This is a genomic window from Hymenobacter sp. GOD-10R (genome assembly GCF_035609205.1).
Lineage (GTDB): Bacteria > Bacteroidota > Bacteroidia > Cytophagales > Hymenobacteraceae > Hymenobacter.
In genome coordinates this window covers 4,119,290-4,145,348 of sequence record NZ_CP141184.1, presented here as the reverse complement: position 1 = coordinate 4,145,348, position 26,059 = coordinate 4,119,290, and the positions used below count along the sequence as shown (strand labels likewise).

The 26,059-nt window shown below is 57.1% G+C and carries 27 protein-coding genes and 1 other RNA gene; 26 read left to right on the top strand and 2 right to left on the bottom strand.

The genetic code is table 11. The features are described 5' to 3' along the window. The first annotated feature begins 39 nt into the window (after window positions 1–39). The 18 genes from SD425_RS16505 to SD425_RS16420 all read left to right on the top strand — a co-directional run bounded on the left by SD425_RS16505 (window position 40) and on the right by SD425_RS16420 (window position 16,994). Window positions 40–1,125: a hypothetical protein gene (locus SD425_RS16505; RefSeq protein ID WP_324671040.1), complete on the top strand. Its 1,086-nt coding sequence runs from the start codon at window positions 40–42 to the stop codon at window positions 1,123–1,125. Window positions 1,126–1,198: 73 nt separating this feature from the next. Then, the gene (locus SD425_RS16500) at window positions 1,199–1,795 is read left to right on the top strand and encodes a hypothetical protein (protein ID WP_324671039.1); all 597 of its coding nucleotides are present in this window, start codon (window positions 1,199–1,201) and stop codon (window positions 1,793–1,795) included. Between the two features lie 4 nt (window positions 1,796–1,799). Continuing rightward, entirely contained in the window at window positions 1,800–2,438 is a 639-nt protein-coding gene (locus tag SD425_RS16495) for a hypothetical protein (protein WP_324671038.1), read from the top strand. A 37-nt stretch (window positions 2,439–2,475) separates the two neighbouring features. Further along, window positions 2,476–3,915 carry a hypothetical protein gene (locus SD425_RS16490; protein ID WP_324671037.1) on the top strand — a complete coding sequence of 480 codons (1,440 nt, stop codon included), beginning with the start codon at window positions 2,476–2,478 and terminating at the stop codon, window positions 3,913–3,915. Then, window positions 3,912–4,475: a hypothetical protein gene (locus tag SD425_RS16485; protein ID WP_324671036.1), complete on the top strand. Its 564-nt coding sequence runs from the start codon at window positions 3,912–3,914 to the stop codon at window positions 4,473–4,475. The genes SD425_RS16490 and SD425_RS16485 overlap by 4 nt, the downstream gene beginning before the upstream one ends. A 3-nt stretch (window positions 4,476–4,478) precedes the next feature. After that, entirely contained in the window at window positions 4,479–5,630 is a 1,152-nt protein-coding gene (locus tag SD425_RS16480) for a hypothetical protein (RefSeq protein ID WP_324671035.1), read from the top strand. Then, window positions 5,630–6,871: a hypothetical protein gene (locus SD425_RS16475; protein WP_324671034.1), complete on the top strand. Its 1,242-nt coding sequence runs from the start codon at window positions 5,630–5,632 to the stop codon at window positions 6,869–6,871. The genes SD425_RS16480 and SD425_RS16475 overlap by 1 nt, the downstream gene beginning before the upstream one ends. A gap of 3 nt (window positions 6,872–6,874) precedes the next feature. After that, on the top strand, window positions 6,875–9,382 hold the full coding sequence (locus SD425_RS16470) for a glycosyl hydrolase family 28-related protein (RefSeq protein ID WP_324671033.1): 2,508 nt from the start codon (window positions 6,875–6,877) through the stop codon (window positions 9,380–9,382). Further along, on the top strand, window positions 9,382–10,602 hold the full coding sequence (locus SD425_RS16465) for a hypothetical protein (protein WP_324671032.1): 1,221 nt from the start codon (window positions 9,382–9,384) through the stop codon (window positions 10,600–10,602). The genes SD425_RS16470 and SD425_RS16465 overlap by 1 nt, the downstream gene beginning before the upstream one ends. A 70-nt stretch (window positions 10,603–10,672) precedes the next feature. Then, window positions 10,673–12,826, top strand: coding sequence for a glycosyl hydrolase family 28-related protein (locus tag SD425_RS16460; RefSeq protein WP_324671031.1), 2,154 nt, complete (start codon window positions 10,673–10,675; stop codon window positions 12,824–12,826). 3 nt (window positions 12,827–12,829) lie between these two features. Then, window positions 12,830–13,891, top strand: a complete 1,062-nt coding sequence (locus tag SD425_RS16455; protein WP_324671030.1) for a hypothetical protein — start codon at window positions 12,830–12,832, stop codon at window positions 13,889–13,891. 41 nt (window positions 13,892–13,932) lie between these two features. Continuing rightward, window positions 13,933–14,235 carry a hypothetical protein gene (locus SD425_RS16450; protein ID WP_324671029.1) on the top strand — a complete coding sequence of 101 codons (303 nt, stop codon included), beginning with the start codon at window positions 13,933–13,935 and terminating at the stop codon, window positions 14,233–14,235. A gap of 4 nt (window positions 14,236–14,239) precedes the next feature. After that, entirely contained in the window at window positions 14,240–14,965 is a 726-nt protein-coding gene (locus tag SD425_RS16445) for a hypothetical protein (protein WP_324671028.1), read from the top strand. 288 nt (window positions 14,966–15,253) lie between these two features. Continuing rightward, the gene (locus SD425_RS16440) at window positions 15,254–15,538 is read left to right on the top strand and encodes a hypothetical protein (protein WP_324671027.1); all 285 of its coding nucleotides are present in this window, start codon (window positions 15,254–15,256) and stop codon (window positions 15,536–15,538) included. A 4-nt stretch (window positions 15,539–15,542) separates the two neighbouring features. Then, window positions 15,543–15,722 carry a hypothetical protein gene (locus tag SD425_RS16435; RefSeq protein ID WP_324671026.1) on the top strand — a complete coding sequence of 60 codons (180 nt, stop codon included), beginning with the start codon at window positions 15,543–15,545 and terminating at the stop codon, window positions 15,720–15,722. Window positions 15,723–15,724: 2 nt separating this feature from the next. Continuing rightward, window positions 15,725–16,336 carry a glycoside hydrolase family 19 protein gene (locus SD425_RS16430; protein ID WP_324671025.1) on the top strand — a complete coding sequence of 204 codons (612 nt, stop codon included), beginning with the start codon at window positions 15,725–15,727 and terminating at the stop codon, window positions 16,334–16,336. Further along, window positions 16,333–16,599 carry a hypothetical protein gene (locus tag SD425_RS16425; RefSeq protein ID WP_324671024.1) on the top strand — a complete coding sequence of 89 codons (267 nt, stop codon included), beginning with the start codon at window positions 16,333–16,335 and terminating at the stop codon, window positions 16,597–16,599. Before SD425_RS16430 ends, SD425_RS16425 begins: the two co-directional genes overlap by 4 nt. Next, complete coding sequence (locus SD425_RS16420) at window positions 16,596–16,994, top strand: hypothetical protein (RefSeq protein WP_324671023.1); 399 nt, start codon at window positions 16,596–16,598, stop codon at window positions 16,992–16,994. The genes SD425_RS16425 and SD425_RS16420 overlap by 4 nt, the downstream gene beginning before the upstream one ends. Before the next feature lie 243 nt (window positions 16,995–17,237). On the opposite strand, the gene SD425_RS16415 is transcribed toward SD425_RS16420, so the two are convergent. Continuing rightward, window positions 17,238–18,458 carry a tyrosine-type recombinase/integrase gene (locus SD425_RS16415; protein WP_324671022.1) on the bottom strand — a complete coding sequence of 407 codons (1,221 nt, stop codon included), beginning with the start codon at window positions 18,456–18,458 and terminating at the stop codon, window positions 17,238–17,240. Between the two features lie 712 nt (window positions 18,459–19,170). Here SD425_RS16415 and SD425_RS16410 point away from each other — a divergent pair. The 6 genes from SD425_RS16410 to SD425_RS16385 all read left to right on the top strand — a co-directional run bounded on the left by SD425_RS16410 (window position 19,171) and on the right by SD425_RS16385 (window position 22,579). Further along, window positions 19,171–19,545 carry a carboxypeptidase-like regulatory domain-containing protein gene (locus SD425_RS16410; RefSeq protein ID WP_324671021.1) on the top strand — a complete coding sequence of 125 codons (375 nt, stop codon included), beginning with the start codon at window positions 19,171–19,173 and terminating at the stop codon, window positions 19,543–19,545. Window positions 19,546–19,681: 136 nt separating this feature from the next. Further along, window positions 19,682–19,778, top strand: an RNA gene (ffs, locus tag SD425_RS16405) — signal recognition particle sRNA small type. Window positions 19,779–19,869: 91 nt separating this feature from the next. Further along, window positions 19,870–20,526 (top strand): fructose-6-phosphate aldolase, encoded by a 657-nt coding sequence (fsa, locus tag SD425_RS16400; protein ID WP_324671020.1) that lies wholly within the window; start codon window positions 19,870–19,872, stop codon window positions 20,524–20,526. 90 nt (window positions 20,527–20,616) lie between these two features. Further along, window positions 20,617–20,820: a fructose-6-phosphate aldolase gene (locus SD425_RS16395; RefSeq protein ID WP_324671019.1), complete on the top strand. Its 204-nt coding sequence runs from the start codon at window positions 20,617–20,619 to the stop codon at window positions 20,818–20,820. A 34-nt stretch (window positions 20,821–20,854) separates the two neighbouring features. Continuing rightward, the gene (locus SD425_RS16390; protein ID WP_324671018.1) at window positions 20,855–21,553 is read left to right on the top strand and encodes a cell division ATP-binding protein FtsE; all 699 of its coding nucleotides are present in this window, start codon (window positions 20,855–20,857) and stop codon (window positions 21,551–21,553) included. A gap of 102 nt (window positions 21,554–21,655) precedes the next feature. Further along, the gene (locus SD425_RS16385) at window positions 21,656–22,579 is read left to right on the top strand and encodes a glycosyltransferase family 2 protein (protein WP_324671017.1); all 924 of its coding nucleotides are present in this window, start codon (window positions 21,656–21,658) and stop codon (window positions 22,577–22,579) included. A 53-nt stretch (window positions 22,580–22,632) separates the two neighbouring features. On the opposite strand, the gene SD425_RS16380 is transcribed toward SD425_RS16385, so the two are convergent. Further along, window positions 22,633–23,574: a DUF6565 domain-containing protein gene (locus SD425_RS16380; protein WP_324671016.1), complete on the bottom strand. Its 942-nt coding sequence runs from the start codon at window positions 23,572–23,574 to the stop codon at window positions 22,633–22,635. Window positions 23,575–23,731: 157 nt separating this feature from the next. Here SD425_RS16380 and SD425_RS16375 point away from each other — a divergent pair, with 157 nt between their 5' ends. Beyond that, complete coding sequence (locus SD425_RS16375; protein ID WP_324671015.1) at window positions 23,732–24,901, top strand: DegT/DnrJ/EryC1/StrS family aminotransferase; 1,170 nt, start codon at window positions 23,732–23,734, stop codon at window positions 24,899–24,901. Continuing rightward, entirely contained in the window at window positions 24,898–26,037 is a 1,140-nt protein-coding gene (locus SD425_RS16370; protein WP_324671014.1) for a Gfo/Idh/MocA family oxidoreductase, read from the top strand. The genes SD425_RS16375 and SD425_RS16370 overlap by 4 nt, the downstream gene beginning before the upstream one ends. Window positions 26,038–26,059: the final 22 nt, after the last annotated feature.

Here is a 26,059-nt window from a genome sequence, read left to right as displayed (position 1 = left end):
CTCTTTTTCATCCTCACCGCTTTAAGCTACCCCACTGTTATGTTTTTCGAAAATATTCCTTCTTACCGGCCCCCGGTGGCCGTTGTGACCCAACCCGCCCGCAAGATACCGACGCTCGAAGAGCTGGGCATCCGCGTGGTGGAAAACATCAAGACCAGCGTTGTCATGCAAGGTCTGCTCGCCAAGAACAAAGTAACCGTGAAAGACACGGGCTGCGGCGAGTTCCAAGGCACCGGCGCGCTGGCCACCTTCGTCACGAACGAAATCAGTGTCGATCCGCTGATGGCCCAGGACGAAGACTGCGCCGAGACGTTCCTGAACACCATCATGCAGGGCATGCTCAAAGCGGGCCACGCGGAAGATTCGGACCTCACGGGTACGCAGATCGAAACGCTGGTGCGCGCCTACGCCGAGGGCGGCATCGCCAAGGTGCCGGTGGGCAACCAGCCCGAGTTTGCCAACCTGCTCGATCTAGCCCTTAATGAAACGGTAACCCCCGTGGTATATGGTGATGCGCTACGCATCTGGATGCTGGCCGATAAATCCAGCGCCAACAAGGATTACAATCAAACCAACGGCCTGCGCAAAAAGCTGCTGACGGCTGCCCCAACCGCTGGTGCTACTGGTGCTACTGGCACCTATCGTGGTGCAGCCTTGGACTACGCCGCATTAAAGGCAGACCCCAAGAAAATCTTCCCTGTTCTCGAAGATTTAGTGATTAACTGCTCGGATGAGTTGCAGGACGTGGACGATGGTCAAAAGGTAATTTACCTCACCAAGAGCCTATTCCGCCTGCTTAAGTTCGCCTACTCGCCGAACGAAAGCACCGAGAACTCGCTCAAGCTGGAGTACGAGAAGAACAGCCGCACCTACTACTACGATGGTGTTGAGATCAAGGAGCTGCGCGTGTGGGAGCAGTACATGAAGAAAGACTTCCCAACAGCTTCGCCGCACCTAGCCCTCTACACGGCGCCCAAGAATTTGATCTGGGCAACGGACCTAGAGTCCGACATGACCACGGCCGAATTCAAGTACGAGGCCCGCACCCGCATCAACTGGTGGCGCGTGCTCTTCCGCCTCGGTGCTGGCTTCGCCTACGACATCTTGGTTTCGTTCGCGGTCTAGCTCTCTGCCATTCTATCTCTTGTGAAACCCGCCCTAGCCTCGTGCTAGGGCCATTTCAACCCCAACTACAGACATGGCAGGACTACAAACCATCTGCAATAAGCTTAGCAAGAACGTCTCAAGCGCCTACTGCAATACGTCAGGCGGCACGACAGGTCGTCAGTGGGTTTTTCAGAAACCTCAACTCGCGGGCGGCGCGACCTACAATAACACGGGTGCTCTTTCCAGCTTCACCCTGAAGACGGGTGAAAAAGGCATCAAAGCCAATGGCAAAGCGAAGAAAGGCTCGGGTGCTTCGGCCATTAGCACGGGCGAGAACGGCGGCGTGGTGAACGCCCAGACCGTTGTTTCGCAGTTCAAGTACCAGACTGGCCTAGAGGCAAAAGCCTTGATGGAGTTCATGCGCGCCGACGGCAAGATCGTTTTCCAAGAGACGGCCAAGGGCACCATTCGGGTGTACTTCTGGAACTTCGGTTCCGAAGGTGGATCCGCCACCGATGGCACGGGTACGGGCTTGCTTGATCCGAACGATGAGTTTATTGCCACCATTACCGGCGAGGACACGGAGCTGCCCTTATTCTTCGAGGTAGCACTCGAAGACGGTGAAACCGATCAGCTAAAAGCATCGGCTACCTACTTGGATAGCCTAACGCTGGCAGACCCGGCCTAGCCCCGTGGCTGTCAACTACACCGAGGAATTGCTGGCCCAGGCTGAGAGCTGGGCCAGTACACCCCTCACCGAGAAGCGCAGCCCTGCGGGGCTCGCTACCCTCGCCGCGCTCTACAGCGCCCTCACCGGCACCGCCGCCGGCTCCTGCCGCCAGTGCCAATTCTCCGACTATAACGCGGCTGTCACTAGCTACATCCGCCAGGCCCAACGCATTCTACACCCTGAAACTGTGGCAAAGCAAACCTACACCCTCGCCCCTGGCTTCGAGAACCAAACCTTCGTGCATGAGCAGCACGCCAAAGTCGTATCCGCCGAGAATCTGACCGATAAAGACGCCGAGTTCTTCATTGAGAACGGCTACGGGCATGCCTTCCTGAAGGATGGCAAAGCCATTGCAACCGAAGGCGCCAAAGATGAGCAGGCCGAGGCTCCAAAGCTCACCGAGAAAGAGCAGGCCCAAGCTGATTACAAAGCAGCTTTCGGGGAAGAGGCTGACCCCAAGCTCACCATCAAGCAGCTCAAAGCCAAAACGGCGCAACGCGAAGCTGAGCTCGAGGCGGAAGATACCACCAGTAGCAGCGACACGGGTGCCACGGACGCCACCGGCGACAGCACCGGCCCTTCGGACGTCGACCCGAAGTAATCCTTTCCCGCTTTCTCTCCCTTAATCCCTGATTCGTATGGCCAAGCGCCAACGTCCTGCCACTGCTACGCGTGTTGAAATGGAACCGGTTGCCGCCGCCCGTGGCTGGCGCCCTGACCTGCTCGCACCCGTGGAGCCCAGCGGCGACAAGGGGGAGAAAATCAAGATCATTAACTGGGGCGGCAATAACATGCTGCCCCAGGATGTCTTGCGCATCGTCTACGACTCGGGCACGGCGGAAGCCTGCATTGAGCGCTTAGCGCAATTCATCGGCGGCGAAGGCTTTACCAGCAAAGTGACGGCCACCACCATGGCCAACGAGCACCAAACGCTCAACCAGCTGCTGGAAGAGGCTAGTTGGGACTTGGCGTTTGGCTTTGGGGTGGCCGTGATTGTGCGCTACACCTTCGGCGGCGAAGTAGGCGAGGTGTTCCTGGAGGAAGCCAGCTGCTTGCGCCGCGAAAAGGACGGACTTGGGCGCTATGTCATCAACTACGGCCTCGCCGAGGGCAAGATGACCACCAGCGACAACCGGGTATATCTCCCGTTCAACGCCCGCGCCAGCCAAGACGAGATTTCGGAAGAGGTGATTGCTGCTTTTAACTCCGAAGCAGGCTACTGGGGGCACTTGCTGTACGCGTTTACCGCGAAATCAGGCCGTACGAACTACGCGGTGCCATCCTTCTACTCCGGTAAGGAGGATTTGGAGAATGATGCCGCTATTTCCAAGTACGACTTGAAAAACGCCGTGGATGGCTTCTTTCCCGACGCCATTATGACCGTGGTCGGCAAGAAGTACAGCGGCGAGCCAGACCCAAACTTTAAGCCAGCGGAAAACGAAACCTTAGACGATGCTCCTTGGGTAGAGTCCGAAGACTTAGCGGCGGTTAAGAAGATTCTTAAGGGCATGAAAGGCAGCGCCAACGGGGCTTCTATCGGCCTGCTGACGGCTGATTCCGAAGACGAGCTGCCCAAGCTGGAGTTCTTCAACAACGGCCCCAACTCGAAGAACCTCACCGACATGGTGAACCGCATTGTGGGCAAGGTGTGCCGCCACATTGGCGTGCCACCGGTACTCATTGGCGTTGACCAAGCAGGCCTACTAGGCAACAATCAGCAGATCGTCAACAGCATCAAGCTGTTTGGCCTCGTGGTAAAGCCGCGCCGCAAGCTCTTCACGGAGGCGCTTGCGCAAATCTACCCTGGGCTTGATCTAACAGTAACGCAGCTAGACCCTGTCGATTACATCGACCCGGCAATCATCGCCAAGATGACCGATAATGAGATTCGGGCCCTGCGTGGTTTGCCGCCACTAGATGAAGAATTCACCGATGAGCAGCAGGCCACCATTCGCGCCTTACGTGCGCTGCCTGACGAGTTGCGCGCCGCCGTGCTGCAAACGCTCACCGCCGAAGAGCTGCGCGCCTTTTTGCCCGCTCTAGCCAAACCCTCACCTGCACCAGTCCCCGCCGCATGAACTTCCTGATTTCCAAAAAGGACTTGCCGGAGTTCGTGCAGTTCTCGGAGAATACGCCCGATCACCTCGTCAACCCCTACATCAAAGACGCGTGGCTCTTCGACGTGCAGCCCGCGCTCTTAGAAGCCGAGCAGCGCACGCTCGTGGCCTACACCAAGCTAGATACCGAGCGCAAAGCCGAGCTCGCTAGCTACGCGGAATTGACGCTAGAAGAAATCACGCTCTTGCCCGCCGAAGATCAGCAGGCCCTCAAAGAGCATCAGCTATTCGAAGCCGTGCGCGCGTGGTTCGCGCTGGAAACTTACCGCCGCCTCTTTACCTACCACGGCTTTCACGTGACCCCGCGCGGCGTGGAGTTCTTCAACGAAGGCGGCCAACCCGTGCCGAGCGCGCAGCGCAACGAGATGAAGCAGGATATTCTCGACAAGCGCAATCACTACCGCGCCCTTTTCGAGAAGCAGCTCAAAGCCTACCGGCCTCTACCCACTACTCCCTGTGGCTGCCCACCGCGCCGCACGGGTCGCCAAAGCAAAGGCGGCCTGCAATTTCACGCGATCTAGGCAATGGCTAAGAAAACCCGCTCGCAGCTTAAAACGCAAAGCCGCAAGGTCCTCATCGTTAAAAGCGGCGGGCCGGCGGCCACCACCATTACGCGCTCGGCCGAAGTCATTAAGCACTTCGATGATCTGATTGATACGTTCAAGCTGCAAGGCGAGGAAGTGATTGCCGTGTCGGTAGCGGAACTTCAGCAGCTACAGGCCGACGGCGGGCTTGCGCCTGGTCAGCTCTACCAACTCACTGACGGCGACAACCTAGGGTTGCTTGCGGGCTTCAACGCTGCTGACGCTGACCTCGGTAACGCCCAGCAAGGTGGCAGCTTTGGCAGCTACGACGTGGCCACGGGCAAGTTCACGCCCGGCCTCGGTGGCGGTGGCGGCCTGATTACGCTGGCCAACATCACCGAATTTCGAGACCGCTTCAACGCCACCTTCACGGGTACCGTGCAGGAATTTGCGCGGCGCTTGCTAGTGAAAGAACAGTTCCCAGGCTACGACCAACCGAGCGCCAGCCTAGCTAGCTCAATGCAGGGCTATGTGGAGCGTGGCACCACTATCAAGCCGGTACTAACACCTGGTTTCAACCAAGGCAACGCGGGCGCACTCACCAGCTACCAGCTGCGCCGTGATGGCACCCAGCTAGCTTCCGACAACACGGCACCGATTGCCTACCCTGCCTTCACCGACACCTACAAGATTGGCGAAGAGGTCGTGACCTATTACGCCACGTTCGGATACGCTCAAGGACCGCTGAAGCTCAGCGACCAAGGCAACCCCGCCCCCGGTCGCATTGGTGCCGGCACCGTGCAGGCGCAGGCCAGCGTGAGCGGTGCGCCTCGACTGTTCTACGGCCCCACGGCTGGCCCCTCCGATACGTCAGCCAAAGCTCGGGCGCTGCCCTTTAGTCGGCTTACCGTCGACGGCAACCAGTTCATTCTGAACACGGGCACTGTAGCGCTGACGTTCGAAATCGTAGCGCCCGACAACCTGACGGTAAGCGTGATTGATCTGGATGGCTTCAATGCACCGATGCCCTACAACGCTAGCGCCTTGCAGGTGCAGGACGCCGGCAGCACACCCTACGGGCACAAAGTGTGGCGCCTCACGATTGCCGAGGCCTACAGTGCTTCTCACCGTCACCAAGTCACGCTTAGCTAATGGGCCTGCTCTCGACAATTCAGACATGGCTGAAAGAAGCGCTGGAGCTGCCCATCAGCATCCGACTCAAAAACCCGCGTCCCCTGGATGCGTGGTACGGTCCTTATGATTCCATAGCCGACGCCGTGGCCACGGTGCCGCAGAGCGTGCGCTTCAACGGCCGCACGGTCGGCGTCATCATCGGCGGTGAGTGCGTGGATCATGCGTGGGGATCAGACCTCACCAATGCTGGGCTAAAGCCTAAAGCAGGCGGCACGGGCGCAGGCGGTCCCTTGGACGTGGTTGATCTGGACATCAACGGCGGCACGCTGCTGGTAACACGCCGTAGTGGTGCTACTAAAAGCCTGAACCTGCCTACCTCAGCAGGTGGCGACCCGAACGCGGATGATGTGACCGGGGCGCAGTTCGATGAGCCCAGTGGTAAGCTGACGATTACCACGGCAGATGAAATCTACACGGTTTACATCCGCAACATTGGTTTAAATCTGCTGAGCCAAGGCCTACAAAACATCATCAACGGCAAGGCTGAGCAGGTTCACACGCACCTGTCTTCGGCTATTACCGATTTCGCCGAGGCGGTGCAGGATGCCGTTGCCGCCTTCGTGCAGGAGAGCGCCACGATTGCTCCCGAGGTCAACGACCTAGCCGGCACGCTCAAGCTGAATGTTAAGCCGAATAGCATCGGCGAAGACTTGCTGTCGGCTGCCGTTCGCTTCAAGCTCAACGCCACCGCAGAAGGCAGCACGGGCCTGAACGTCTCCAAGCTCACTTTCACCTGGACGGCCGCTAATCCTTCGGTCGAAGTGCCCGAGACGGCCTTCGATGTGCTACTCGTCAAGAATACCCGCGGGCGCGTGCTGGATGATGACGACTACGTGCTCAACCCCGACACGCACCGGCTCACCGTGCTGGCCACGGGCGCCCGTGAAGGCGACAAGCTGCGCGCCGTGCTGCTGCTAGGCACGGTAGCGCCTGACCCAGACCCCGACCCAGACCCGCCCACAGGCACACCCGCTGCGCCAGGGGCGGCTACGCAGAGCGGCACCACCTCTAGCGTGCCGTTGGTCACGGGCTACAGCAGCCCCGCGGCCTACGAAGCCGAGCCCATCAGCAGCGCCGCGCCACCAGCCGGTACCACGCCCGCCGCACCAGCCATGGCCACGAGCAGCGGCACTACGACGAGCGTGCCCCTCGTCGCCAATTACTCCACACCCGACCAGTACGAAGCCGCAACTGTCTGACCCATGGCGTACACCTCTTTACCTACTCTCTGCCCCGGTGCTACCGTTGAGAACGGAGCTATCAAGCTGACTGCTGCCGAGTGGCTCGCCGCGGGCTTGCCTGATGCGCTTGATATTCGCGTAGCCGCTGCCAATGGCAACGCGGCCGGCGGCGTGACGCGCGTCTCGCGGCCTACCGATTTAGTGATTGGCGCGGGCCAAACCCTGAGCGCCGACCTCGCTATCTTCCACCACGGCGAAAGCGGGGTAGCCGGCGACAACCTGAGCGTGCAGGGCGCCGTGCCCGACGGCTCGAATGTGTACATCGCCCGGGCGGGCATGAGTCGCAGCATGCGCATTGTGGGCAAGGTCACCGGCTACGGGCAGGCCACCTACATGATTCCGACCAGCTTCCCGCTGGACTTGTACGAGGTGTGGGTCGGCAACACCACCCAGCGCAGTGCCTCCAAATTCATCAACCGCGCCCGCGGCCTGCACTTCGATTCGCCCGAAGTTGTCGCCGGCGGCACGGTGCGGCTGCTAGGCAAAAACCTGCGCTTTACCGGCAAGACGCCCGCCGTGCGCTTCGTGCAGGGCTCAACGTCGGTAAATGCCAGCATTGATACCAGCTTCGGCGATGCCTACGACGTGAAACTCAACGTGCCGAGCTCGCTGGGCCAGGGCTTCTGGGACGTGTACTACAACAACGGGCTGCGCTCGGACCAAGGCGAGGTAAAGCTGCCGTATTCGCTGCAAGTCATTGCCAGCACGGCCAACCCGCTGGATATTTCGGTTGGCTGGTCGCATCAGTTTAAGTACCTCAATAACATCTACAACCTCAAAACCGATAGCCGGCTTACGCAGAAGGCGGTCGGGGACGGCGTAGCCAACGACCACGACGCGCTGCAAGCGGCTATCTACGCGGCCCGCGACGCCGGCGGCGGGGTGGTGTATCTACCACCTGGGACCTACCGCATCAACTCTAATTTCCAGCTCACGCGCAATGTCATTTTGCGCGGGGCAGGCAAGACCCAAACCAAGATCATCTACGGCGTGAACAACGCTACGGGCTCGTTCATGGATTGGGAAACCAACGGGGGCGGGCAGGTCTTCGGCCTGATGGATTTGAGCATTGAAAACCAGTCGCAGAATGGCGAGTGGCAGTACGGGCTCTATTCTAACCTGACCAAGTACGTGGTACTAAAGAACGTGTCGTGGAACATCAACCTAGGTCGGCGCCTGGAAATGTTCAACATGGACCGCTTCTACATCGAGGGCTGCGAGTTCTACCAGGGCAACACGTTCGGGCTGAAAGGCTACTACAACTCGTTTCAGCTAGACGGCAGCCGCAACGGGGTGTGGCGCAACAACAAGGTGTACCACGCCACTGGCTGCGTGGCCTTCAACTTCTCGGGCGAGCGGGGCGGCACGATCAACACGCTCATCGAAGACAGCCTCTTTCAGCGCGACGGCAGCAAGACGTGGAAAAACGCCGCCGACGGCGGGCAGTACGGCGATTTGGTAAGCCACCAGCTGAGCATGGAGTTTTCGCGGGGCATCACCTTTCAGCGCAACAAGTTTGAGCTGATCAACCCCGTAGGCGCCTTGCACATCAACGACGGCGAAAGCATCGTGGCCGAGCAAGGCGCCAACTACCAGCCCGACGCGGAAGTCGGCACGGTGACGAGCGCCACCGCCACCACGCTAGTCGACGCCAATAAGAGCTGGAGCAACAGCTTTTTGCAGCCTTCCGTCGATGTGGTGGTCGCCATTGTGGCCGGCAAAGGCATGGGCCAGTGGCGCACCATTGTCAGCCGGAGCGGCACGACCTTGACCCTGGCTTCGGCCTGGGCTATCATCCCCGACGGCACGAGCCGCTACGGCATTTTTGTGTGGGGCACGCGTGGCTGGCTGGTGCGGGGCAATACGTTCGTGGGCAATCAGCGCGGTATTGAAATCTACTACAATGCCACCGACGACGCGACCATTGTCGACAACGTGCTGACCGACTCGGGCAGCATCGACATCACGCCCAAGCAGCTCACGAGCAACAGCACCACCTTCGGCATGCTGCCCTGCTACAACATTGAGGTGAAGCGCAACACGGTATCGGACACCGCCGGCCGCATGGGCGTCAATATCGCTATGCATCCCAACGTGTACGTGGTGGGCGAGCTATTCGGCAACCTAGCCATCAACTACGAGTGCCGGGATAACATCATCAACTCGCTGGTGCCTAACACCCAGGCCAAGATTGACGACGATTTCCCTAACGGCTACATCAACGACCTCTTTGTGCAGCTGGCCGGCGGCACGCTCACCATCAACACGCCAGCTATCCTGGGCTCTATCTTCCAGAACAACACGGCCAACAACTGCGCGAATGCCTACAACCTCAACCGCGGGGCCTACAACACGGTGATCAGCGGCACGGTGCTTCAGAACATCGCGGCCAATAAGCTCATCCTGCAAAACAACCGCTGGAATATCGGCTCCAGCCTGAACGACTTCACCGAGGCCCGTACGATCTAATGGATAACCTACCACCACAGGAGGTTGCCGCTAGCCGCCCCGGTTTTGCCAACCTCCAAGAAGAACTAACCGACATTGTAGCCAAGCTAGGCTTGCCCCTGCGCGGCGTGTTCGTGCCCGGTCAAAACACTGCCGTCAAGAAAGACGACGTGTTCATCTACGGGCTGAAGTGGTGGCAGTCAGGCAAGGACATGACCGCCAACGCGGCCCCCTCGGGCGGCAACTGGAGCGTGCTGTTTGATGCCACGCAACCCGCTCCTAGCTGGGGCCTGCTGCCGTTCTCGACGACAGATCAGACCACGATTGAGCAGTACGTAGCCGCTAGCTCGGGGGCGGGGGTCGCTCTTTTCAGCTACTACCAAGCAGATGTACGGGCCAACAACAACGAGAAAACAATCACGTTCGCGCCCGATGTGAACGTGGTGGAGCTACGCAGTACGACCAACTTCTCTGGCCACACCTTACTGAAGGTAGACCAGATTGGACAGGTGATCTGCGTGCGGGTGCCCGTCTCGCAGCAAGTAGGGCAGTACGTGGACGCAGCCGATGGGGGACTGTTCCTGACCTACACCGATACTACCTACTCGAATGTACTGGTTAATCCAGGTGATTCCTTTTGGCTGAAGCGGGTCGCTGGTGGGTTCATGGCCTTGCCCGGAACCTATATCTGGCGGGGCCCGGTTGGAAATGCCCTCACGGGGGGTACAACAACGGCTTACACCGATGACCAAGCTAGAGCCGCCAACGATGCCCGCTTTGACCTCAACGAAGCAGAGCTAGCCGACCACGAACAACGCATTACAACGCTTGAGCAGGCTGCACCTGCCCCAGCCGCGAGCGTGCTGCCGTTCGAGTTCACGGCCACCGGCGACCCGAATCAGTGGTTTGGCCCACTTCCCCTGGCTGCTGACTCCATCCAAGCCCACCGGGTCATCAACGCCGAACTCGCCGACACCGACCCGGCCAAAACCGGCTTCCTGGAAGATTACATGTACGTGTTTTCCAGCGACAAACTGTCCTACCAGCTGAAACCCGCCTTTCCTCCTACCGCGGGCGACCGGCACAAAGGACTAGCCTGTGGCAGCAGCAGCGGCGACAACGACCGCTATACCGAAAACTACGACACCCAGGCCCGCACCGACCGCTTGACTACGCTTTCTGCTGATATCGCTGGCTTAGTCACCCGCATTAACGCCTTACAAGAAAACCCCAATGCCTAACAATATCACTCCTTACGTTGCGATTACCCGTGTTCCCGGTGATCCTGGCTTTACAGCCGACGCGGTAGCTATGTCTGCTGTGGTTGCAGAGGCAACCCAGTTTCTGAACAACTATAGCGCAGGTGGGTACTCCGATCCGGAGGCGGTGTTTGCGGGGCAGTACGGCGCATCGGGCAACGGCACGACGGACAGCACGGATGCTATCAACCAAGCCGCGCAGGTGGCCGCGCAGTCCGGCAAACGATTCGTGATTCTACCTGCTGGCATCGTGCTCATTGCCACTGCTTTCCTGACCAGTGCGACCTACCAACCCAAAGGCATTCAACTACCCAGTGGCGTAGTACTAGCGGGTCGCGGGGCAGATCGCACCACGCTCAAAGTCGCTGCGGCTCCTTCAGGCGTAACGTTCACTAAGAACAACATGGACCCAAGTAGCACGGAGTACAACTCCGGCTACACCTCCAACAGTAAGTTTTATCCTGCTATCACGCTCGCCTCCACTACCAATAGTGGCGTAGAACATTTAACCATTGATGGCAACTGGACCAATCAAAAGAACTGGATCAATTCGCCTGGCTCCCCCGCCAACACCCCACAACCATACCTCAATCCGTGGTGGAGTTCTACACAAACCACGGTCGAAGGCATCGGCATTTTTGTCAATGGCGGCAGCGAGCACCTGATTCACAACGTCGCGGTAAAAGACTGCGCAGGAGCGGGTGCGCGGTTTCATAACGTACGCAACTCTGTGCTGCGTGACTCCGTGCTGACCAGCTCTATTAACGGCAATATCGTTACCACAGGCACGGGCGCTACTACCTTGCGTAGCTTCAACGTTGCCACCCTCACCTACGACTCAGATCTGCCTGGGCGTAGCACAGATGGCGTGCTTGTGCTGAATTGTGAAGCAGGCTTTGCCTATTCAGATAACGCTCGGCTACACGCCTCCTATACCTACATCTTTGGCGGCAAATATCACAGCGCCCGCCGCAATCCACTCGCACCAGGCTATCCGCAGTTTGCTGGTACCTACTGTGAGGGTGGATTTGGACGCGGAGATGGCACGTATAACCGAATTGAAAAGGCGTTAATTACCAATAATAGTGCGTATGGCGCTGATTTAAACGCTCCGAATAACACGGTGTGGAATTGCACCATTATCCGTAATGCCAACGGTGGCGTGCAGTGTGCTATGCCGAATCAAACGATTCGCTTTAATTCTATTTCCGACAACGGGTACGACCTCTCTGGCTATTCGGATATCAATGTGTACCGTCCGTTTGCGGTCATTGCGCCGCCTGTCTTCAATAGCACTGTCTCCGATAACTACATTACCAACACCGTTGGCCGGCAAACCTACGCTGTTAGCACGCGCGATGGAGGAACAATAGTGGGCCTTATTTTCAAGCGAAACTACGTACTAGGACACCCATCGTTGACGGCAATAGATGGCACAAGTGATATCGGCTTAAACTACCCTGACGCGGGAAGTAGCACGGGGCTACCCACCGCCCCTCTAACACCAGATAGCAGCGCCTTCGTCAATCGAGCCTACTCTTCGCCGATCCCCTTCGACGGCAACAACGGGCGCAATCAGTCCTACACGGCTACTGGTAGCAGCGTAACCGATATTGCACTCAGTAACTTAACAGCAGGACCGTATCAGCTGAGTCTGGAAAACGCCACAGACAGCACGCTCATTTTCAACATTCCGAATCAGGCCAACCACCACTTGCTGACTGGTACCCTAAAAGGCGTCGCGGTACCCATTGGCGAGACCTACATTTTTCAATTCGACTTCTACGCGGAAAATGGCACCTTCCTCATGTGGAGTTACCGTTCAGCGGCGGGCAGGACGACGCCGTGGGCGGCGGGTGACCAAATAGACGATAATACGCCGGGCGCGTGGGGATTCGCCGACAACTGGCTGACTGGAACCAGCAACATGCTGCGCGGCTCGACGCTGCGGTATTGTCCGGACTCTGCGCAGTACACGGCAACCCTATTAGCGGGGTTTAAAGGCAGTGGTATTCGTCTCTTGCAAAGCACCGACGCGTTGTTTTCAAACGAAATCCTGGTGGATGGGCAGCTAGTCTACACCACCACGGCAGCGGATACCAGCCCCATCGTGCTTAATGGGTTTGATTCGAACGTAACGCATTCCTTAACCATTCGCAACGCCAGCGGCAAGTATGGCATCGTGGATGGATTGGATATTATCTAAGCCATGCAGCTCTACAACGCCTACGCCCGCAACCTAGCCAACCTACAGGCCGTCGTTCCCATCCTCACCACCGAGGACGGCACCCCCATGCCGGTCGTGACACAATCGGACCTTGATGAGCGCACACGGCGCATCATTGGGCAGCAGACCTTGCCGCCCCAGAACTGGAACATGGCCAACAACCGCAGCGCCCGCCGTCTGGATGTGGTCGAAGCGATACTAGCTGACCTAGCTCCGCAGCTCGCGCTGGCCATCCGCAAGGCTGACGCCGCGCAAGCCGATGCCGACGCCAACGAACTCGCTACGCAGGCGCTAGAAGTCCGCGCCGCCGCCGATGACCTAGCCGATGCGGCCCTGCTCGCCTACGCGCAGGCCACGGAAGCCAAGGCTACCGCCACGCAGCTAGCACTTGAAGCCAACACCTTAGCTGATGCACAGGATAGAGCCTACGCCCAAGCCACGCAAAGCCAAGTAGCCGCTCTTGCTGCCGCACAGGATTTGCTCAAAGCCCAAGCTACGGCCAATACCCAAGCCATTGCTACGGCGCAGGCAGCGGCTAACGCGGCCCAAGCCAAGGCGGATGCGGATGAGGTGCTAGCCAAAGCCGCCCAGGTCAAAGCCGAGCAAGCCTTGACGGCAGCCCAAGCAGCGCAGGCTTCCGCCAACACCGCGCAGGCCTCCGCCACGACAGCAATCAGCAACGCCGCTAGTGCCGCCACTGCCGCTAGTGCCGCCCAGAGCACGGCCACGGCGGCCCAAACCAGTGCCACCGCAGCACAAACCGCCGTCGCGGCCCTGGCTGACCGCTTCCGCAGCAAGCGCATCAGCACGCCGGCCATGCTTATCGGTGCCGAGGCAACGATCAATGTGGTGTGGGACAAGCCCTTTACCGACAACCTCTACACGATGAATAAGCCCGAGCTAGTAGGTGGCAGCATCCTCGGCCTAGCCGCTCAGGTGACGGCGCACACGGCTGCAGGCTGCACGGTCAAGATCAAAAACACCCTTGGCTTGCAGCTGGCTGCGGGCGCGGCGACGCTGGAAATCACCGCTCTACACGACTAACCCCCAACCCCTCCTTAGAAAAGGAGGGGTGCTAGATCACTATGGCCCCTAAAACCACGACCGATACGCCGCCAACGCCCTCGCTGCCTAGCTGGGTCATGCCACTAGCCAGTATGCTGCTGGGTTTGGTGGCGGGCTGGGGCTCCTTTAACCAGCAGAAAGGTGCGATGGAAACGCGCATTACGCAGCTGGAAGCCAGCATCAAGGACTTAAGAGACGAGTACCACGGCGACAAGCGCAACGAGGAAATACGCCGTCAACAACGCCTCGCCGCCTTCGAGGAAGCTCAAGCCCGCCAGTACGGCAAGGTCGCCGAGCTAGCGGATAAACTCCAAACTAAATAACGCCATGCCACGCCTCCTACTATTCTTGTTTGCCTTGGTGCTGCTCTCGGGCTGCGCTGCCAACCGGCGCCTGCGCCAGGCGCAAGCCGCGCAAGATGAGTTGCGCCGCTATACCAACAGCCTGAAAACTGAGCCCCCGGTACCACCGGACACACTCAACGGCTACGTGCCCAACCCCGAGCTGGAACTGCTCGATGCCTTGCAGCACAAGTACCCCGGCAAGGTACTGGTGCGCACGGTGACGCGCACGGAAACGGTCACGCTGCCCGGTAAGACGGTGTACGTGACGCTGCCCGTGGTGCACGATACCATCGAGAACAAGGTGGTGCGCGACTCGCTGCTGTCGGAGCTGAAGCAGGCCGCGCTCGGGGCCCAGGAAAACAGCCAGCTCAAAGCGGCCATTGCCCGGCTCAACATTCAGCTGCTCAAAGAACTGAACCGCCGCGGCTGCCTGCCCGATACCACGGTCAACCTGGTGGGCTTTGGCGTAGCGGTCACCATGCAGGTGAAGCGCCGGCCCGATGGCAACTACGATTTCACCCTCGTCAAGGCCCAGCAGAACATTACGGTACCGGCTGAAATCACGGAGCAGACCAATAAGCGCGTGGTGTACATCACCACCAAGTTTTATGAGCATTGGGAATTCTGGATAGCAGCCCTGCTCGACGGTCTGCTCGGCTTCGGATTCTTCCGCCTGCTCTGCCTAGACTATAAGCGGCGGGTGGCATGAGATACCTGCTACTCTGCCTGCTGGCCTTGACTAGTTGCCGCGCCCACCGACCTAGGTGGCTCAGTCCTTACAAGCCTAAATACTATCAGTTACCGCCCCAACCTGTGAAAAAGATATGAGCAAGTACTATCCAAAGCCTACAGGCAATTGGCAAGTTATTGAGCCGCTAGACCATACTCGAATCCCTGGCTTTCTAACTGGCAAGCCCATGACTGGCCCGCCATACAAGCTACTAAGTAAGCTGGTGCGCAAAAACGCGAAACGCCAACCTATCATCGCGGGCATGCTATGAAACGCCTGCTTACCCTGCTGCTCAATAGCCTGCTCGAGAACGAACGCTTCTCACCCCGGCTGCTCACCGTGCTGGCCTGCGTGGCGCTCACGGGCTACCTGGAGTTGAAGCTCTTCGATTCGAAGGTGAGCGAAACCATTGCCTTCGTGCTCTTCCAAGTCATCCTCGCCAACATCGGCCTCATCGTCACGCTGCTCGGCCTCGGGAAGATTACCGACACCATCCAAAAGATCAAAGTGCCTAGCAAGGCCGACTGCGCACCCACTGACCCACCCGCCTAGCTGTATGTGGCAAGACTACACACCCCCTTATACCACGGAAAAGCAATACTACGACATCGAACTGTGGAACGGCCGGGTGCTGGAAGGCATGTGGCCCATCAACGACGGTGCCTTTTACCGGCACAACACGGCCTCAATTGCTGCAAAGCTCATCAAGCGCATCCGCCTTTCTAAACAAGCCTAGCCATGCTCCAGCTCAACAAAGACGCTTTTTACGATGCCATCCGGCCGCGGCTGTTCGCGGGCTCCATCAAGGCCGGGCAGTTCGCGGGCCTGGAAACCATCACCGACTACTACGCCAAGCGCTATACCGATAAGCATTGGCTAGCCTACCTGCTCGCCACGACGCACCACGAAACCGCGAAGACGTGGCAGCCGATTGATGAGCACGGCTCGGATAAGTACTTCTTTGAGATGTACGACAAGGCGGGCAAGCGGCCGCATGTGGCCGCCGACCTCGGCAACGTAATGCCCGGCGACGGCGTGCGCTACCATGGCCGGGGCTACGTGCAGCTGACAGGCCGGGCCAACTACGCCGCCTTTAGCAAGGTGCTCACGCTTGATCTGGTGAGCCACCCCGAGAAGGCAAAGGAGCCAGCAACGGCCGCGAAAATTCTGGTTGAAGGCTCGGTGCGTGGGCTGTTCACCGGCAAGAAGCTGGCAGACTACTTCGTGGGTGTGCGTGAAGATCAGCGCAACGCCCGCCGCATCATCAACGGCCTAGATAAGGCGGAGCTGATTGCGGGCTACTACAACGCTTTCAAAGATGCTTTACACCCTAGTTTATTAACTGTATGAAAGGACCACGTTTGATTGTTCCCGTGCTCATTATCCTCGCCATCCTCATCGCAGCGTGGCAGCTACACCTGCCCGAAGGCTGGCCGCGCGTTATCGTGGCGCTGCTGTGCTTATTGGTATTTCTGGTCTTTGGTTTCCTCGGCTGGCGGGCCAATAAGAAGCAAGCGAAGGTCATTCCGCTCAAGCCCGACACCGATCCGTGGATAGCGCCGCGTACTGCCCGCGCTATCGTTAAGCAGGCAGAGAAAGATACAGACGCATGATCTGGCTGCTGCTCCTGCCGCTGGCCGTGTGCCTGGAAGCCTTGGCGCAGGCCCGCCTCAACCTTGTCACGCGCGAATGGGTGCCACCCTTTGAGCAGAAGCGCGTGAGCCTCGCCCTGCACTACCTGTACCCGCTGCTGTATGGCTTGCTCGCTATCTCTGTGGTACGCAGCTGGTGGCCGGGCTATGTGCTGGCGGTGCTGGTACGGCTGGCTATGTTTGATGTAATCCTGAACCTAGGCAAGAAGCTGCCGCCGTTCACGGTTGGCACCTCAGCCTTGACCGATGATCTGCTGCGCCACGTGTGGCCCGAGCACCCCGAGCGGCTTAGCATGGTCGTGCGGATCGGGGCCCTAGGTCTATCGATTGGTTTTGTGTACTATTTTCGGCAGTAGTCGTATATTAGATGCAGAAAACGACGCATACTCTGAGAGCTCCGCACTTTTGACCGGTTTGACTAAGTGGAGATGAAATAGGGCCGGAAGTAATTCCGGGTTGAAAGTGGTCTTGAACCGCCCGACCAGTGCTAAACCGGCCGTCGTTTTCACCTCATCATCCGCAAGGCTGGGATGTGGTGCGCCCCGTAAGATCGACACCAAAGAAAGGCCCGATGCTGTGACGTATCGGGCCTTTCTTATTTACAAAGAGTCGTAGACGTTACTGGCTGCAATATCCACTTCTTCGGTCAGCATCGACCGTACATAGGCTTCGGTCTGCCGGTAGTTGGTGTGGCCGAGTACGTGTTGGGCCGCCCGTATGTCGCCGTTGTTGGCTTCCACGGTCATGCGGGCCATGGTGTGCCGGGCGGTATGGGGGTGAATGTTATCGGGTAACCCCAAGGCGATACAGGCTTTTCGTAGATGGAACCCGACCGCTGTAACGCCGGACTTCGCTTTCTTGTGCCGCTCCTGCGGGCTTAGACTGAAGTAGTCAGCGGGCAGGTACGGGAAGATAAACGCCTCGGGGCGGCGGTCGGTGTACTCATTCAAGATCGCTTGCAAGCCAGCGCCGACTACAACCGACTTGAGCGGCCCGCCCTTCATCGCTTGGTAGCGAATGCGGGTGCCGTCGTAGTCCTTCCAGCGCAGCTGGAGCACGGACAGAATACGCGAGCCATGCAGGTAGAAACACGCCATGTATAGATTACGGGCGTGGTGTTGATAGGAGGGAAGCGGGCTACTGCGCAAGCAAATGAGCTCGTCTTTGCTCAGCGAAGCCCGCTGTTTCACGGTGTGTTTGGGAAGTTTGAGTCCGGCAAAAGGCTTGTCATCGGCGGCGTAGATACCCGCGCGGTGCCACATAGCGGAGAGAGCGATTCGATAAGTGCGCACGCCAGCAGGAGACATACGCTGTAACAAATAGGCGGTGAAATCTTTCTTAAGGTCATCGGTAAAGGTATGTTTGGCTAGGATGGAGGGGCGAGTAGTACGCTGCTGATGCCACTCGCGCAAGAGCACGGCAGCCCGTTCGAAGTTGGGCAGCGTATGCTGGTTGGCGTGGCGGTAATGAGCAGCAAGCATTTTTTCTAGGGCGGTAAGTAAACAGATCGGTTCGGGTGGCGCTTCGCCCCGGTACTGCTGGGCGACGCGGGCGGCGGTGCGTTCGGACTTGGGCAGGTCTTTGCGCGCGGTGCGGATTTCGGCTTCCACGTCATCCAGGTAGTCGTTGAGCTTGGCGACGACACTCGGCGTGCGGCGCGTGGCGATTACCTTTTGCGTGGCTTGGTCCCACTCATCGGGAAAGACGCGGAGGTCCGCGGATACCTCGGCGCGCGCTCCCGCAATGGTGAGACGAACCGAGATGGGGGCAGTGCCCGCTTTGTTTACTTTGTGAAGCTTCAGCCAGAATCGAAGCTTCATGACAATGGTTTTGTTGCGTGGTGTACGCATAGGTCCCGTGCCGCAGGGTTTGGGCGGCGGGGCCCAGGGCCGAGGATAGAAGAGAGCGGAGAGGTACCAGCACCACGACACGGGAATAAGTGTGCCGAGAAGATGAAGACTATAAAAGAATATAAATAGTAAGATTCAAAATAGGAACAGGATTTTCCGAACATGGGACACAGGGAGGCGGATAGTCCCGGAATGGCACTATCAGAAGAAAGAATTGGGTAACCGAAAGAGGGGGTACCTCGGCGGAACCGTTCACGAAAGGAGTAGAAATAACGACGCCCAGCCTGTGGGAAGGGTGGGCGTTCTGCAAACAAAGCGCATCCAGCGTTGCATGGGCAAAGGTAGGCAGGGGCAGGGCGCCACGCAAAATTTGCTGAAAGGCAAATGACGTTTGGCTTATGGCACGAGCTAGGTTTATTGCTGTCACAACACTTACTCTATCCAGTATCAAATAGCATTTATCTACTTTCTTCCACGCTGTTATTCAGTCCTCACATTTTGTGCAACATTTTTGCTATTCAACAAGCTACACTTACCTGATAAGTGTTTTTTGACTCCGTTAAAGAATAGGTTTTTATTTATATAGGTAAGACGTGCCGGCTCTGGCTTGCTGATGCTTTTACCTGTTTTACTCCTCATTTAGTCTGTCTTCCTACCCATTCTTTCCTTTATAGTTAGTAGCATGAAAATCTTTGTTTCCCATCTCATCATCTTGCTTTGGTCATTGGTTGCCCTTACTACAAAAGCACAAGCGCAACAAGAGCCTCGCGAAGTAACGGGCACCGTACTCAACAACATGGGCCAGCCATTGGCGGGGGCCTCAGTGACAGTAGTTGGCGAAAAAAACGGAGCGGTTAGTACAAATTCTGCTGGAGGCTTCGTGATCCGGACTGCGGCCGAGAAGCCTATGATCCATGTGAGCTACGCCGGCTACGACGAAGACGAACAACAGATGCTAGGTACTGAGCCACTTACTTTCAGCCTTAACCCAATTAACAAGTACAAGAAACAGCTCAAGAAGCGTAGCAAAGCAGCGCAGAAGGCCTGGAAGCACTAAGGCCGCTACAAATTTTGCATGGTGGCTTCTCGTTCTACAACAAGTAGATAGCACGCAGCAAACCAGCGCAAGCGTTGTTTTTTGAAAAAAATGAACACCTGCGCTGGCTTTGTAAGAAGCCTTTCCTATCTTTGCAGCGGCGAATCAGTACGACCAGCTCCTGCTGAACTCCCCCAGGACCGGAAGGTAGCAAGGGTAGGTGGTTGAGCGGTGCGATATTGGTTCGCTTTTTTTTGCCCTTTCCGAAATGCCCCAAGGATAACTCCTGCCGCTTTGCCGGCAAAAGGTTAGCTTTGGGGCGTTCTTTTTTTTACTCGTTACCCAATGAAATTCTTCATCGATACCGCCAATCTCAAAGACATTCAGGAAGCCGTAGAGCTAGGTGTACTGGATGGCGTCACTACCAACCCGTCATTAATGGCCAAGGAAGGCATTAAAGGCATGGATAATATCATGGCTCACTACCAACAGATTTGCGAGCTAGTGGATGGTGATGTGTCGGCGGAAGTGATTGGTACAGAATACGAAGACATTATTCGGGAGGGTGAAATGTTTGCCGAGCTACATCCCAATATTGTCGTGAAAGTACCAATGACTCGCGACGGGGTAAAGGCCATTAAGTATTTCGCGGAAAAGGGTATCAAGACGAACTGCACGCTCATCTTTTCGGCCGGCCAGGCGCTGCTAGCTGCTAAGGCAGGAGCTACTTACGTGTCGCCGTTTGTCGGACGCCTGGATGATATCGGAGCTGATGGCCTACAGCTTATTCAGCAGATTGTTGATATTTTTAGCAACTATGGCTATGCAACGCAAGTGCTGGCGGCGTCGGTGCGTCACGTGCCTCACCTGATTCAGTGCGCCGAACTCGGAGCAGATGTTGTTACCTGTCCGCTTAGCGTCATCACGGGCTTGCTGTACCATCCACTGACTGACAAAGGACTGGCGCAGTTTCTAGCCGACCACAAGAAAGTAAATGGATAAATGGTTGGATGGCTGAATGGTTGAGTGTTTTGCCTGCTAAAATACCTTCCGCTTAGCCCTTCGATTTTCAGCCATTTAATCATCCAGCCCATGTACATCATCAAGGTAAAAGGCAAAGCCAAAATTCCGGATTACATTCAGTTGCGCGACGAAGCATTTGTGCTCATTGCTTACTTCCGGGCCGACCGGCCCTTGAAGGATTTGCATCGGTACGGGCTAGAAGGCAAAGAAGTAGAGCTAGCTAGTGTTATCAGCGGATTGGAATTTGGTAAACTGCAAAAGCTCGACGTTTAGCGTCCTATTCTTTTGCTGTTCTTTTTGACTGTGTATGCAACCTTCTGCCCCCGTTATTGAGCTTCACGACGTGTACGTGATGCAGGATGTGAATACTGTGCTGCAAAAAGTGAGTTTTTCCCTCGACAAAGGCGAGTTTGCTTATTTGGTAGGGCGAACGGGTTCGGGCAAAAGCTCGCTGCTTAAAACGCTGTACGCCGATTTGCCCCTGGGTAGCGGCGCTGCTACCGTTGTTGGGCATGGCTTGTCGAAGCTAGACATAGCTAACGTTCCGTATTTGCGGCGCAAGCTAGGTATCATCTTTCAAGACTTTCAGTTGCTCTTTGACCGAAGCGTGGCTGAGAACCTGACGTTTGTGCTCAGAGCCACTGGTTGGAAAGGTCGCGCCAGAATCCAGCAGCGCATTTCGGAAGTACTCATGCGCGTGGGCCTAGCTGGCGCCGCCGCCAAAATGCCGCACCAGCTTTCTGGTGGTGAGCAGCAGCGCGTCGTTATTGCCCGTGCCTTGCTGAACGAGCCGCTGCTGCTGCTAGCCGACGAGCCCACTGGCAATTTAGATCCTGACGTAGCCGACAGTATTATGCGGCTTTTCGTCGAAATCAATAATGCGGGTACGGCGGTGCTAATGGCTACGCATAACTACCAAATCATCAAGCAGTATCCAAAACGAGTATTACAGTGCAAGGATGGGCAATTGCTCGATTCGGCGCGGGTAGGAATAGAATTAAGTTGATACGAAGAATGGGCGGTAGCTGTACTTTTCTTAGCTTTCGCTCCAGAACAGCAGTGGGGCTATCCTGTCCGCATCATTTACAGCTACTTATTTACCTGAACCATGCCTGGTCTCTCTATCCTGATTCCGGTCTATAACCGCGACGTGAGGAAGCTAGTGCAGACATTGCAGGCGCAAGCGCAGGAGTGGGATGGGCCTGTGGAAATCATCTGCCTGGATGATGAATCAGAAGAGGATATTCGGGCGCTAAATCGTTCGCTAGCGGATCTAGCTGGTGTGCACTACGAAGAGTTAGCCCACAATATAGGCCGAGCAGCCATCCGCAACCGCTTGGCAGCGCAGGCACAGTATCCGTGGCTGCTGTTGTTGGATAACAACGTGCAGCTACCCGAAGCAGGCTTCCTCGCTAGCTACGCCGCCGCCCGCGACCAGGCGCCCGTAGTAGTCGGGGGGAGTACCTACGAGCCTTTTGCTCCCACTCAGCTGCCCTTTATACTACGTTGGTGCTACGGCCGCATGCGCGAAGCGCGGCCAGGCATCATTCGGAAAAAACACCCATATGCTAGCTTCAACCTGAAAAACGTGTTGTTGCGCGCCGATGTTCTCCGACAATATCCGTTAGATGAACGCCTAAATGGGTACGGCCACGAGGACACACGTTTCGGCTGGGATTTGGAAGCTGCCAAGATACCCGTGGCGCACATCGATAATCCGGTGCTGCACAACATGTTGGAGTCAGCCGAAGTATTTCTGCAAAAAACGCACGAGGGAGTTCGTAACCTGGCGTGGCTATACAAACATGAAGGACTAGGGTCGAAGAAAACGAAGCTAGTTCGGACCGCGTTGCTGTTGCGCCGCCTTGGCCTTGCCCAAGCTACACGGTTTGCTTTGCGTCTGCGCGAGCCGCACATGCTGCAAAACTTGCTCTCACCCACTCCCAAGCTTGGCAAATTAGATAAGCTAAAGTTGTACTGGCTGCTCAATGAGCTAGTACTTCCCACCGATAAACAAACAAAAAAGCCCTAGAGCTGCTCTAGGGCTTTTTTGTTTGCACAGAAGGGTACTAGGCGAAAGCTAGGCTAGTCTTTCTTGTCGCCTTTTACTTCCTCTTTTACGTCCTTGAAGGCACCCTTTACGGCGCCACCAACTTTCTTACCGACCTTCTCGGCGCCTTGGGCCACATTTTTGGCGGCATTGCCGACGTCTTTACCGGTATTCTTGGCCGACTGCTTTAGCTCTACGCCACCGCCTTTGGCTTTTGCTTCCGCTTTATCGCCGGTCACCAGGTCACCTACTTGCGAGCCGCGCGCTTCTGCTTTGTCGAACGATTTAAACGCAGCGTACTTGAGCTTTTCTTTCGTGATTTCCGCTTTGTCAGAACCACTCACGTTGGACTTGATCTGATCGTACTTGGTATCGAGCGCACGCCACTCAGCGTTAACGTTGCGCCAGTCGTCGATGTCGTAGCGGTCTTCGTTTTGTTTAACGCGTTGCACAAACGCTTCGTAAGTAGAACGAGCGTTGGCGGCCGTCATGGCAGCGGCCGGGGTACTCGGTTTGTAGTACTTACCTAGCTTGGCAGGAGCGCTGCTCTCCGTTGTGGTCGCAGCGGTCGTTGTAGTGCTGAGCGTGGTGGTGTCGGCACCTGCACCAGACCGAGCGCGCCACGCTTGTTCGCGGGCGTCGTAGGCAGTAGTATAGCGGGCCCGGAGCTGCTCGATTTCAGCGCGCCGGGCATCGTCGTACTTGTCAGCGTCCTGATCGATAGCAGCTACTGCCGAATCGTAATCTGCTTTGAGCTTAGTCGTTTGCTGGTCGTATTCTTCTTGGGTTTCGTTGGCTACGTCTTTGGCGCCGGCTTCGGTGTTGTCAACAAACGTTTTGAAGTTGTTGTATGCCTTGTCGGTTTCCTGGGAAGCTTCTTTTTTGTCGGCTTGTGAGCAGCTAGTCTGAGAAAGAGAAACACCGCCAACTGCCAGCACGAGCGTCAGAGCGTTAATGGTTAGAATCTTTTTTAACATGGTCGTAGCGTGTGAAAAATGCAGGACTAGGAAATAATGAAGGCTAAACCTTTGACTTCCTTAACGCAAGCTTTTGCCGCCTGGTTGCGGTTTACCTTGATTGAGGTACGTAGAGCACAGTTTCTATCTTTGGTACACATCCTCTAGCGTTGCTCTCTTGGCAATATCCTTAACTCCCCCGCTACCTATCCGAATGCTGGACCTAGCTGCGCAGCACGCGGCTGTTCAGCCCGAACTTGACGCCGCACTCCAAAGTGTTATAGCTGAAGGCGCTTATATCCAAGGAGCAGCTGTTGAGCAGTTTGCAGGAGAGCTAGGAGAGTACCTTGGAGGGGTACAGGTGGTGCCCTGCGGTAATGGTACCGATGCCTTGCAGCTGGCTCTGATGAGCCTGAACCTAGCTCCAGGCAGCGAAGTGGTGGTGCCAGCCTTCACCTACATTGCCACCGCCGAGGCTGTCGCTATTCTCGGTTTGCGCCCCGTGATGGTCGATGTCCGCCCCGATACCTTTGGCCTCGACCCAGCGGCCGTGGAAGCGGCCATCACGCCCCGCACGGGGGCCATCATCGTGGTGCACCTATTCGGGCAATGTGTTGACCTTGAGAGTTTAACAGCAATAGCTAGGAAGTATGATGTAGCCTTGCTAGAGGATAATGCCCAAGCTATTGGCGCTACTTACCGGTTTGCTGACGGCGTCGAGCGCTATGCGGGCACGGTGGGAGTGGTGGGTACCACGTCATTTTTTCCTTCCAAAAACCTAGGGGCGCTCGGCGACGGCGGCGCATTGCTTACGCGCGACGCAAGCCGGGCCACGTACCTGCGCCAGCTCGCCAACCACGGTCAAACCCGCAAATACTACCACGAGTATGTTGGCCTCAACTCCCGCCTGGATACGTTGCAGGCGGCCTTGCTGCGGGTGAAGCTGCGCTACTTAACCAGCTGGACCACTGCTCGCCAGCAGGTAGCGGCGCACTACGATGCCGTGTTACAAGACATAGCTGGCCTCCAGATTCCAGCGCGTGACCCGCGTAGCAGTCACGTTTTTCACCAATATACGCTCACGCTAACCGACGCATCGCAACGCAACTTGCTCCAGCAGCATTTGCAGCACCATGGCGTGCCAAGCGTAGTGTATTACCCGGTGCCCACGCACTTGCAGCCTGCCTATCAGTACCTAGGGTATGTGGCTGGGCAGTTTCCGGTGGCCGAACATCTGTGTACTACCGTGTTATCCTTGCCGATACATCCTACACTTACGTCAGCGCAACTTGATTACATTGCGGAAGTAGTTCGCGCATTTTTCGTGGTACCTTCCCCTTCCGCATGAGCCAGCAGCCTCCGTTCATCTCTCTCTCCAAACTCAAGCCCCTGCAAGACGCTGTGGCGGCCGCCAAGCTAGGTCTCGAAAAAGTAGCCGAGCACCCGACGCCGACTACTCCGGCTCCTACAGGCAACGTGCGCTTCGTTATCTGTGGGGTTGGGCACATTGGGCGCCGCCATGCTACGCTGGTTTCCCGCCAGGCGGGTGCTCAGTTGGTTGCGTTGGTCGATACGCGCACGGAGCTGAAAACGGCACTGGAAGCTGAATATGGGGTGCCATTTTTCTTCTCGCTCGATGACTACTTGGCATATGGCCCCGCGGCCGACGTGCTTACCGTAGCGACTCCCAACTACTTGCATGCTCCTCAGGCAATTGCGGGCTTACAGCATGGGTTGCACGTAGTCGTAGAAAAGCCCATTGCCCTGCGTACTGCTGATGCCCAAGCAATTGTAGCCGCCGCCGAACAAGCGGGGCGCTGCGCCTTTGGCGTGATGCAAAACCGGTATTCGCCACCGGCCGCTTGGCTCAAGCAGGTTTACGAGGAGGGCAGGCTAGGGCAGATCTATCTGGTGCAGATAAATTGCTTTTGGAATCGGGATTCCCGCTACTACCAACACAGCAACTGGAAGGGGAGCCTAGCGCAGGATGGGGGCACGCTGTTCACCCAGTTCAGTCACTTCGTTGATTTGCTGTACTGGGTTTTCGGCGACATCACCAATATTACGGCCCGTTTTCGCGACTTCAACCACCAGAGCGTCACCGAGTTCGAGGATAGTGGCCTCGTTACCTTCGACTTGGTGCGCGGCGGCAGCGGCACTTTGCAGTACAGCACTGCCGTGTGGGACCGAAACCTAGAAAGCAGTCTTACGGTCGTGGCCGAGCACGGCAGCCTGCGCATCGGGGGACAGTACATGGACCGCGTAGAGTACTGCCACCTGCGCGACTACACCTTGCCGGAGCTAGCTCCCACGAACCCGGCCAACGACTACGGCTCCTACCAAGGCAGCGCGGCCAATCATGTGCAGGTAATTGAAAACGTGGTGAATACAGTGCAGGAGCGATGCTCGGCTACCACCAACGCGCTAGAAGGGCTGAAAGTGGTAGAACTCATTGAGCGGATTTACGAGCTGAAAACCAGCTAACCTAGGCAGACTACCGCCATTA

Excerpts from the sequence above, each read along its gene's own strand:
- SD425_RS16505 (WP_324671040.1), top strand. The coding sequence starts at position 40 with ATGTTTTTCGAAAATATTCCTTCTTACCGGCCCCCGGTGGCCGTTGTG.
- SD425_RS16500 (WP_324671039.1), top strand. The coding sequence starts at position 1,199 with ATGGCAGGACTACAAACCATCTGCAATAAGCTTAGCAAGAACGTCTCA.
- SD425_RS16490 (WP_324671037.1), top strand. The coding sequence starts at position 2,476 with ATGGCCAAGCGCCAACGTCCTGCCACTGCTACGCGTGTTGAAATGGAA.
- SD425_RS16485 (WP_324671036.1), top strand. The coding sequence starts at position 3,912 with ATGAACTTCCTGATTTCCAAAAAGGACTTGCCGGAGTTCGTGCAGTTC.
- SD425_RS16480 (WP_324671035.1), top strand. The coding sequence starts at position 4,479 with ATGGCTAAGAAAACCCGCTCGCAGCTTAAAACGCAAAGCCGCAAGGTC.
- SD425_RS16475 (WP_324671034.1), top strand. The coding sequence starts at position 5,630 with ATGGGCCTGCTCTCGACAATTCAGACATGGCTGAAAGAAGCGCTGGAG.
- SD425_RS16470 (WP_324671033.1), top strand. The coding sequence starts at position 6,875 with ATGGCGTACACCTCTTTACCTACTCTCTGCCCCGGTGCTACCGTTGAG.
- SD425_RS16465 (WP_324671032.1), top strand. The coding sequence starts at position 9,382 with ATGGATAACCTACCACCACAGGAGGTTGCCGCTAGCCGCCCCGGTTTT.
- SD425_RS16460 (WP_324671031.1), top strand. The coding sequence starts at position 10,673 with ATGTCTGCTGTGGTTGCAGAGGCAACCCAGTTTCTGAACAACTATAGC.
- SD425_RS16455 (WP_324671030.1), top strand. The coding sequence starts at position 12,830 with ATGCAGCTCTACAACGCCTACGCCCGCAACCTAGCCAACCTACAGGCC.
- SD425_RS16450 (WP_324671029.1), top strand. The coding sequence starts at position 13,933 with ATGGCCCCTAAAACCACGACCGATACGCCGCCAACGCCCTCGCTGCCT.
- SD425_RS16445 (WP_324671028.1), top strand. The coding sequence starts at position 14,240 with ATGCCACGCCTCCTACTATTCTTGTTTGCCTTGGTGCTGCTCTCGGGC.
- SD425_RS16440 (WP_324671027.1), top strand. The coding sequence starts at position 15,254 with ATGAAACGCCTGCTTACCCTGCTGCTCAATAGCCTGCTCGAGAACGAA.
- SD425_RS16435 (WP_324671026.1), top strand. The coding sequence starts at position 15,543 with ATGTGGCAAGACTACACACCCCCTTATACCACGGAAAAGCAATACTAC.
- SD425_RS16430 (WP_324671025.1), top strand. The coding sequence starts at position 15,725 with ATGCTCCAGCTCAACAAAGACGCTTTTTACGATGCCATCCGGCCGCGG.
- SD425_RS16425 (WP_324671024.1), top strand. The coding sequence starts at position 16,333 with ATGAAAGGACCACGTTTGATTGTTCCCGTGCTCATTATCCTCGCCATC.
- SD425_RS16420 (WP_324671023.1), top strand. The coding sequence starts at position 16,596 with ATGATCTGGCTGCTGCTCCTGCCGCTGGCCGTGTGCCTGGAAGCCTTG.
- SD425_RS16415 (WP_324671022.1), bottom strand. The coding sequence starts at position 18,458 with ATGAAGCTTCGATTCTGGCTGAAGCTTCACAAAGTAAACAAAGCGGGC.
- SD425_RS16410 (WP_324671021.1), top strand. The coding sequence starts at position 19,171 with ATGAAAATCTTTGTTTCCCATCTCATCATCTTGCTTTGGTCATTGGTT.
- fsa (WP_324671020.1), top strand. The coding sequence starts at position 19,870 with ATGAAATTCTTCATCGATACCGCCAATCTCAAAGACATTCAGGAAGCC.
- SD425_RS16395 (WP_324671019.1), top strand. The coding sequence starts at position 20,617 with ATGTACATCATCAAGGTAAAAGGCAAAGCCAAAATTCCGGATTACATT.
- SD425_RS16390 (WP_324671018.1), top strand. The coding sequence starts at position 20,855 with ATGCAACCTTCTGCCCCCGTTATTGAGCTTCACGACGTGTACGTGATG.
- SD425_RS16385 (WP_324671017.1), top strand. The coding sequence starts at position 21,656 with ATGCCTGGTCTCTCTATCCTGATTCCGGTCTATAACCGCGACGTGAGG.
- SD425_RS16380 (WP_324671016.1), bottom strand. The coding sequence starts at position 23,574 with ATGTTAAAAAAGATTCTAACCATTAACGCTCTGACGCTCGTGCTGGCA.
- SD425_RS16370 (WP_324671014.1), top strand. The coding sequence starts at position 24,898 with ATGAGCCAGCAGCCTCCGTTCATCTCTCTCTCCAAACTCAAGCCCCTG.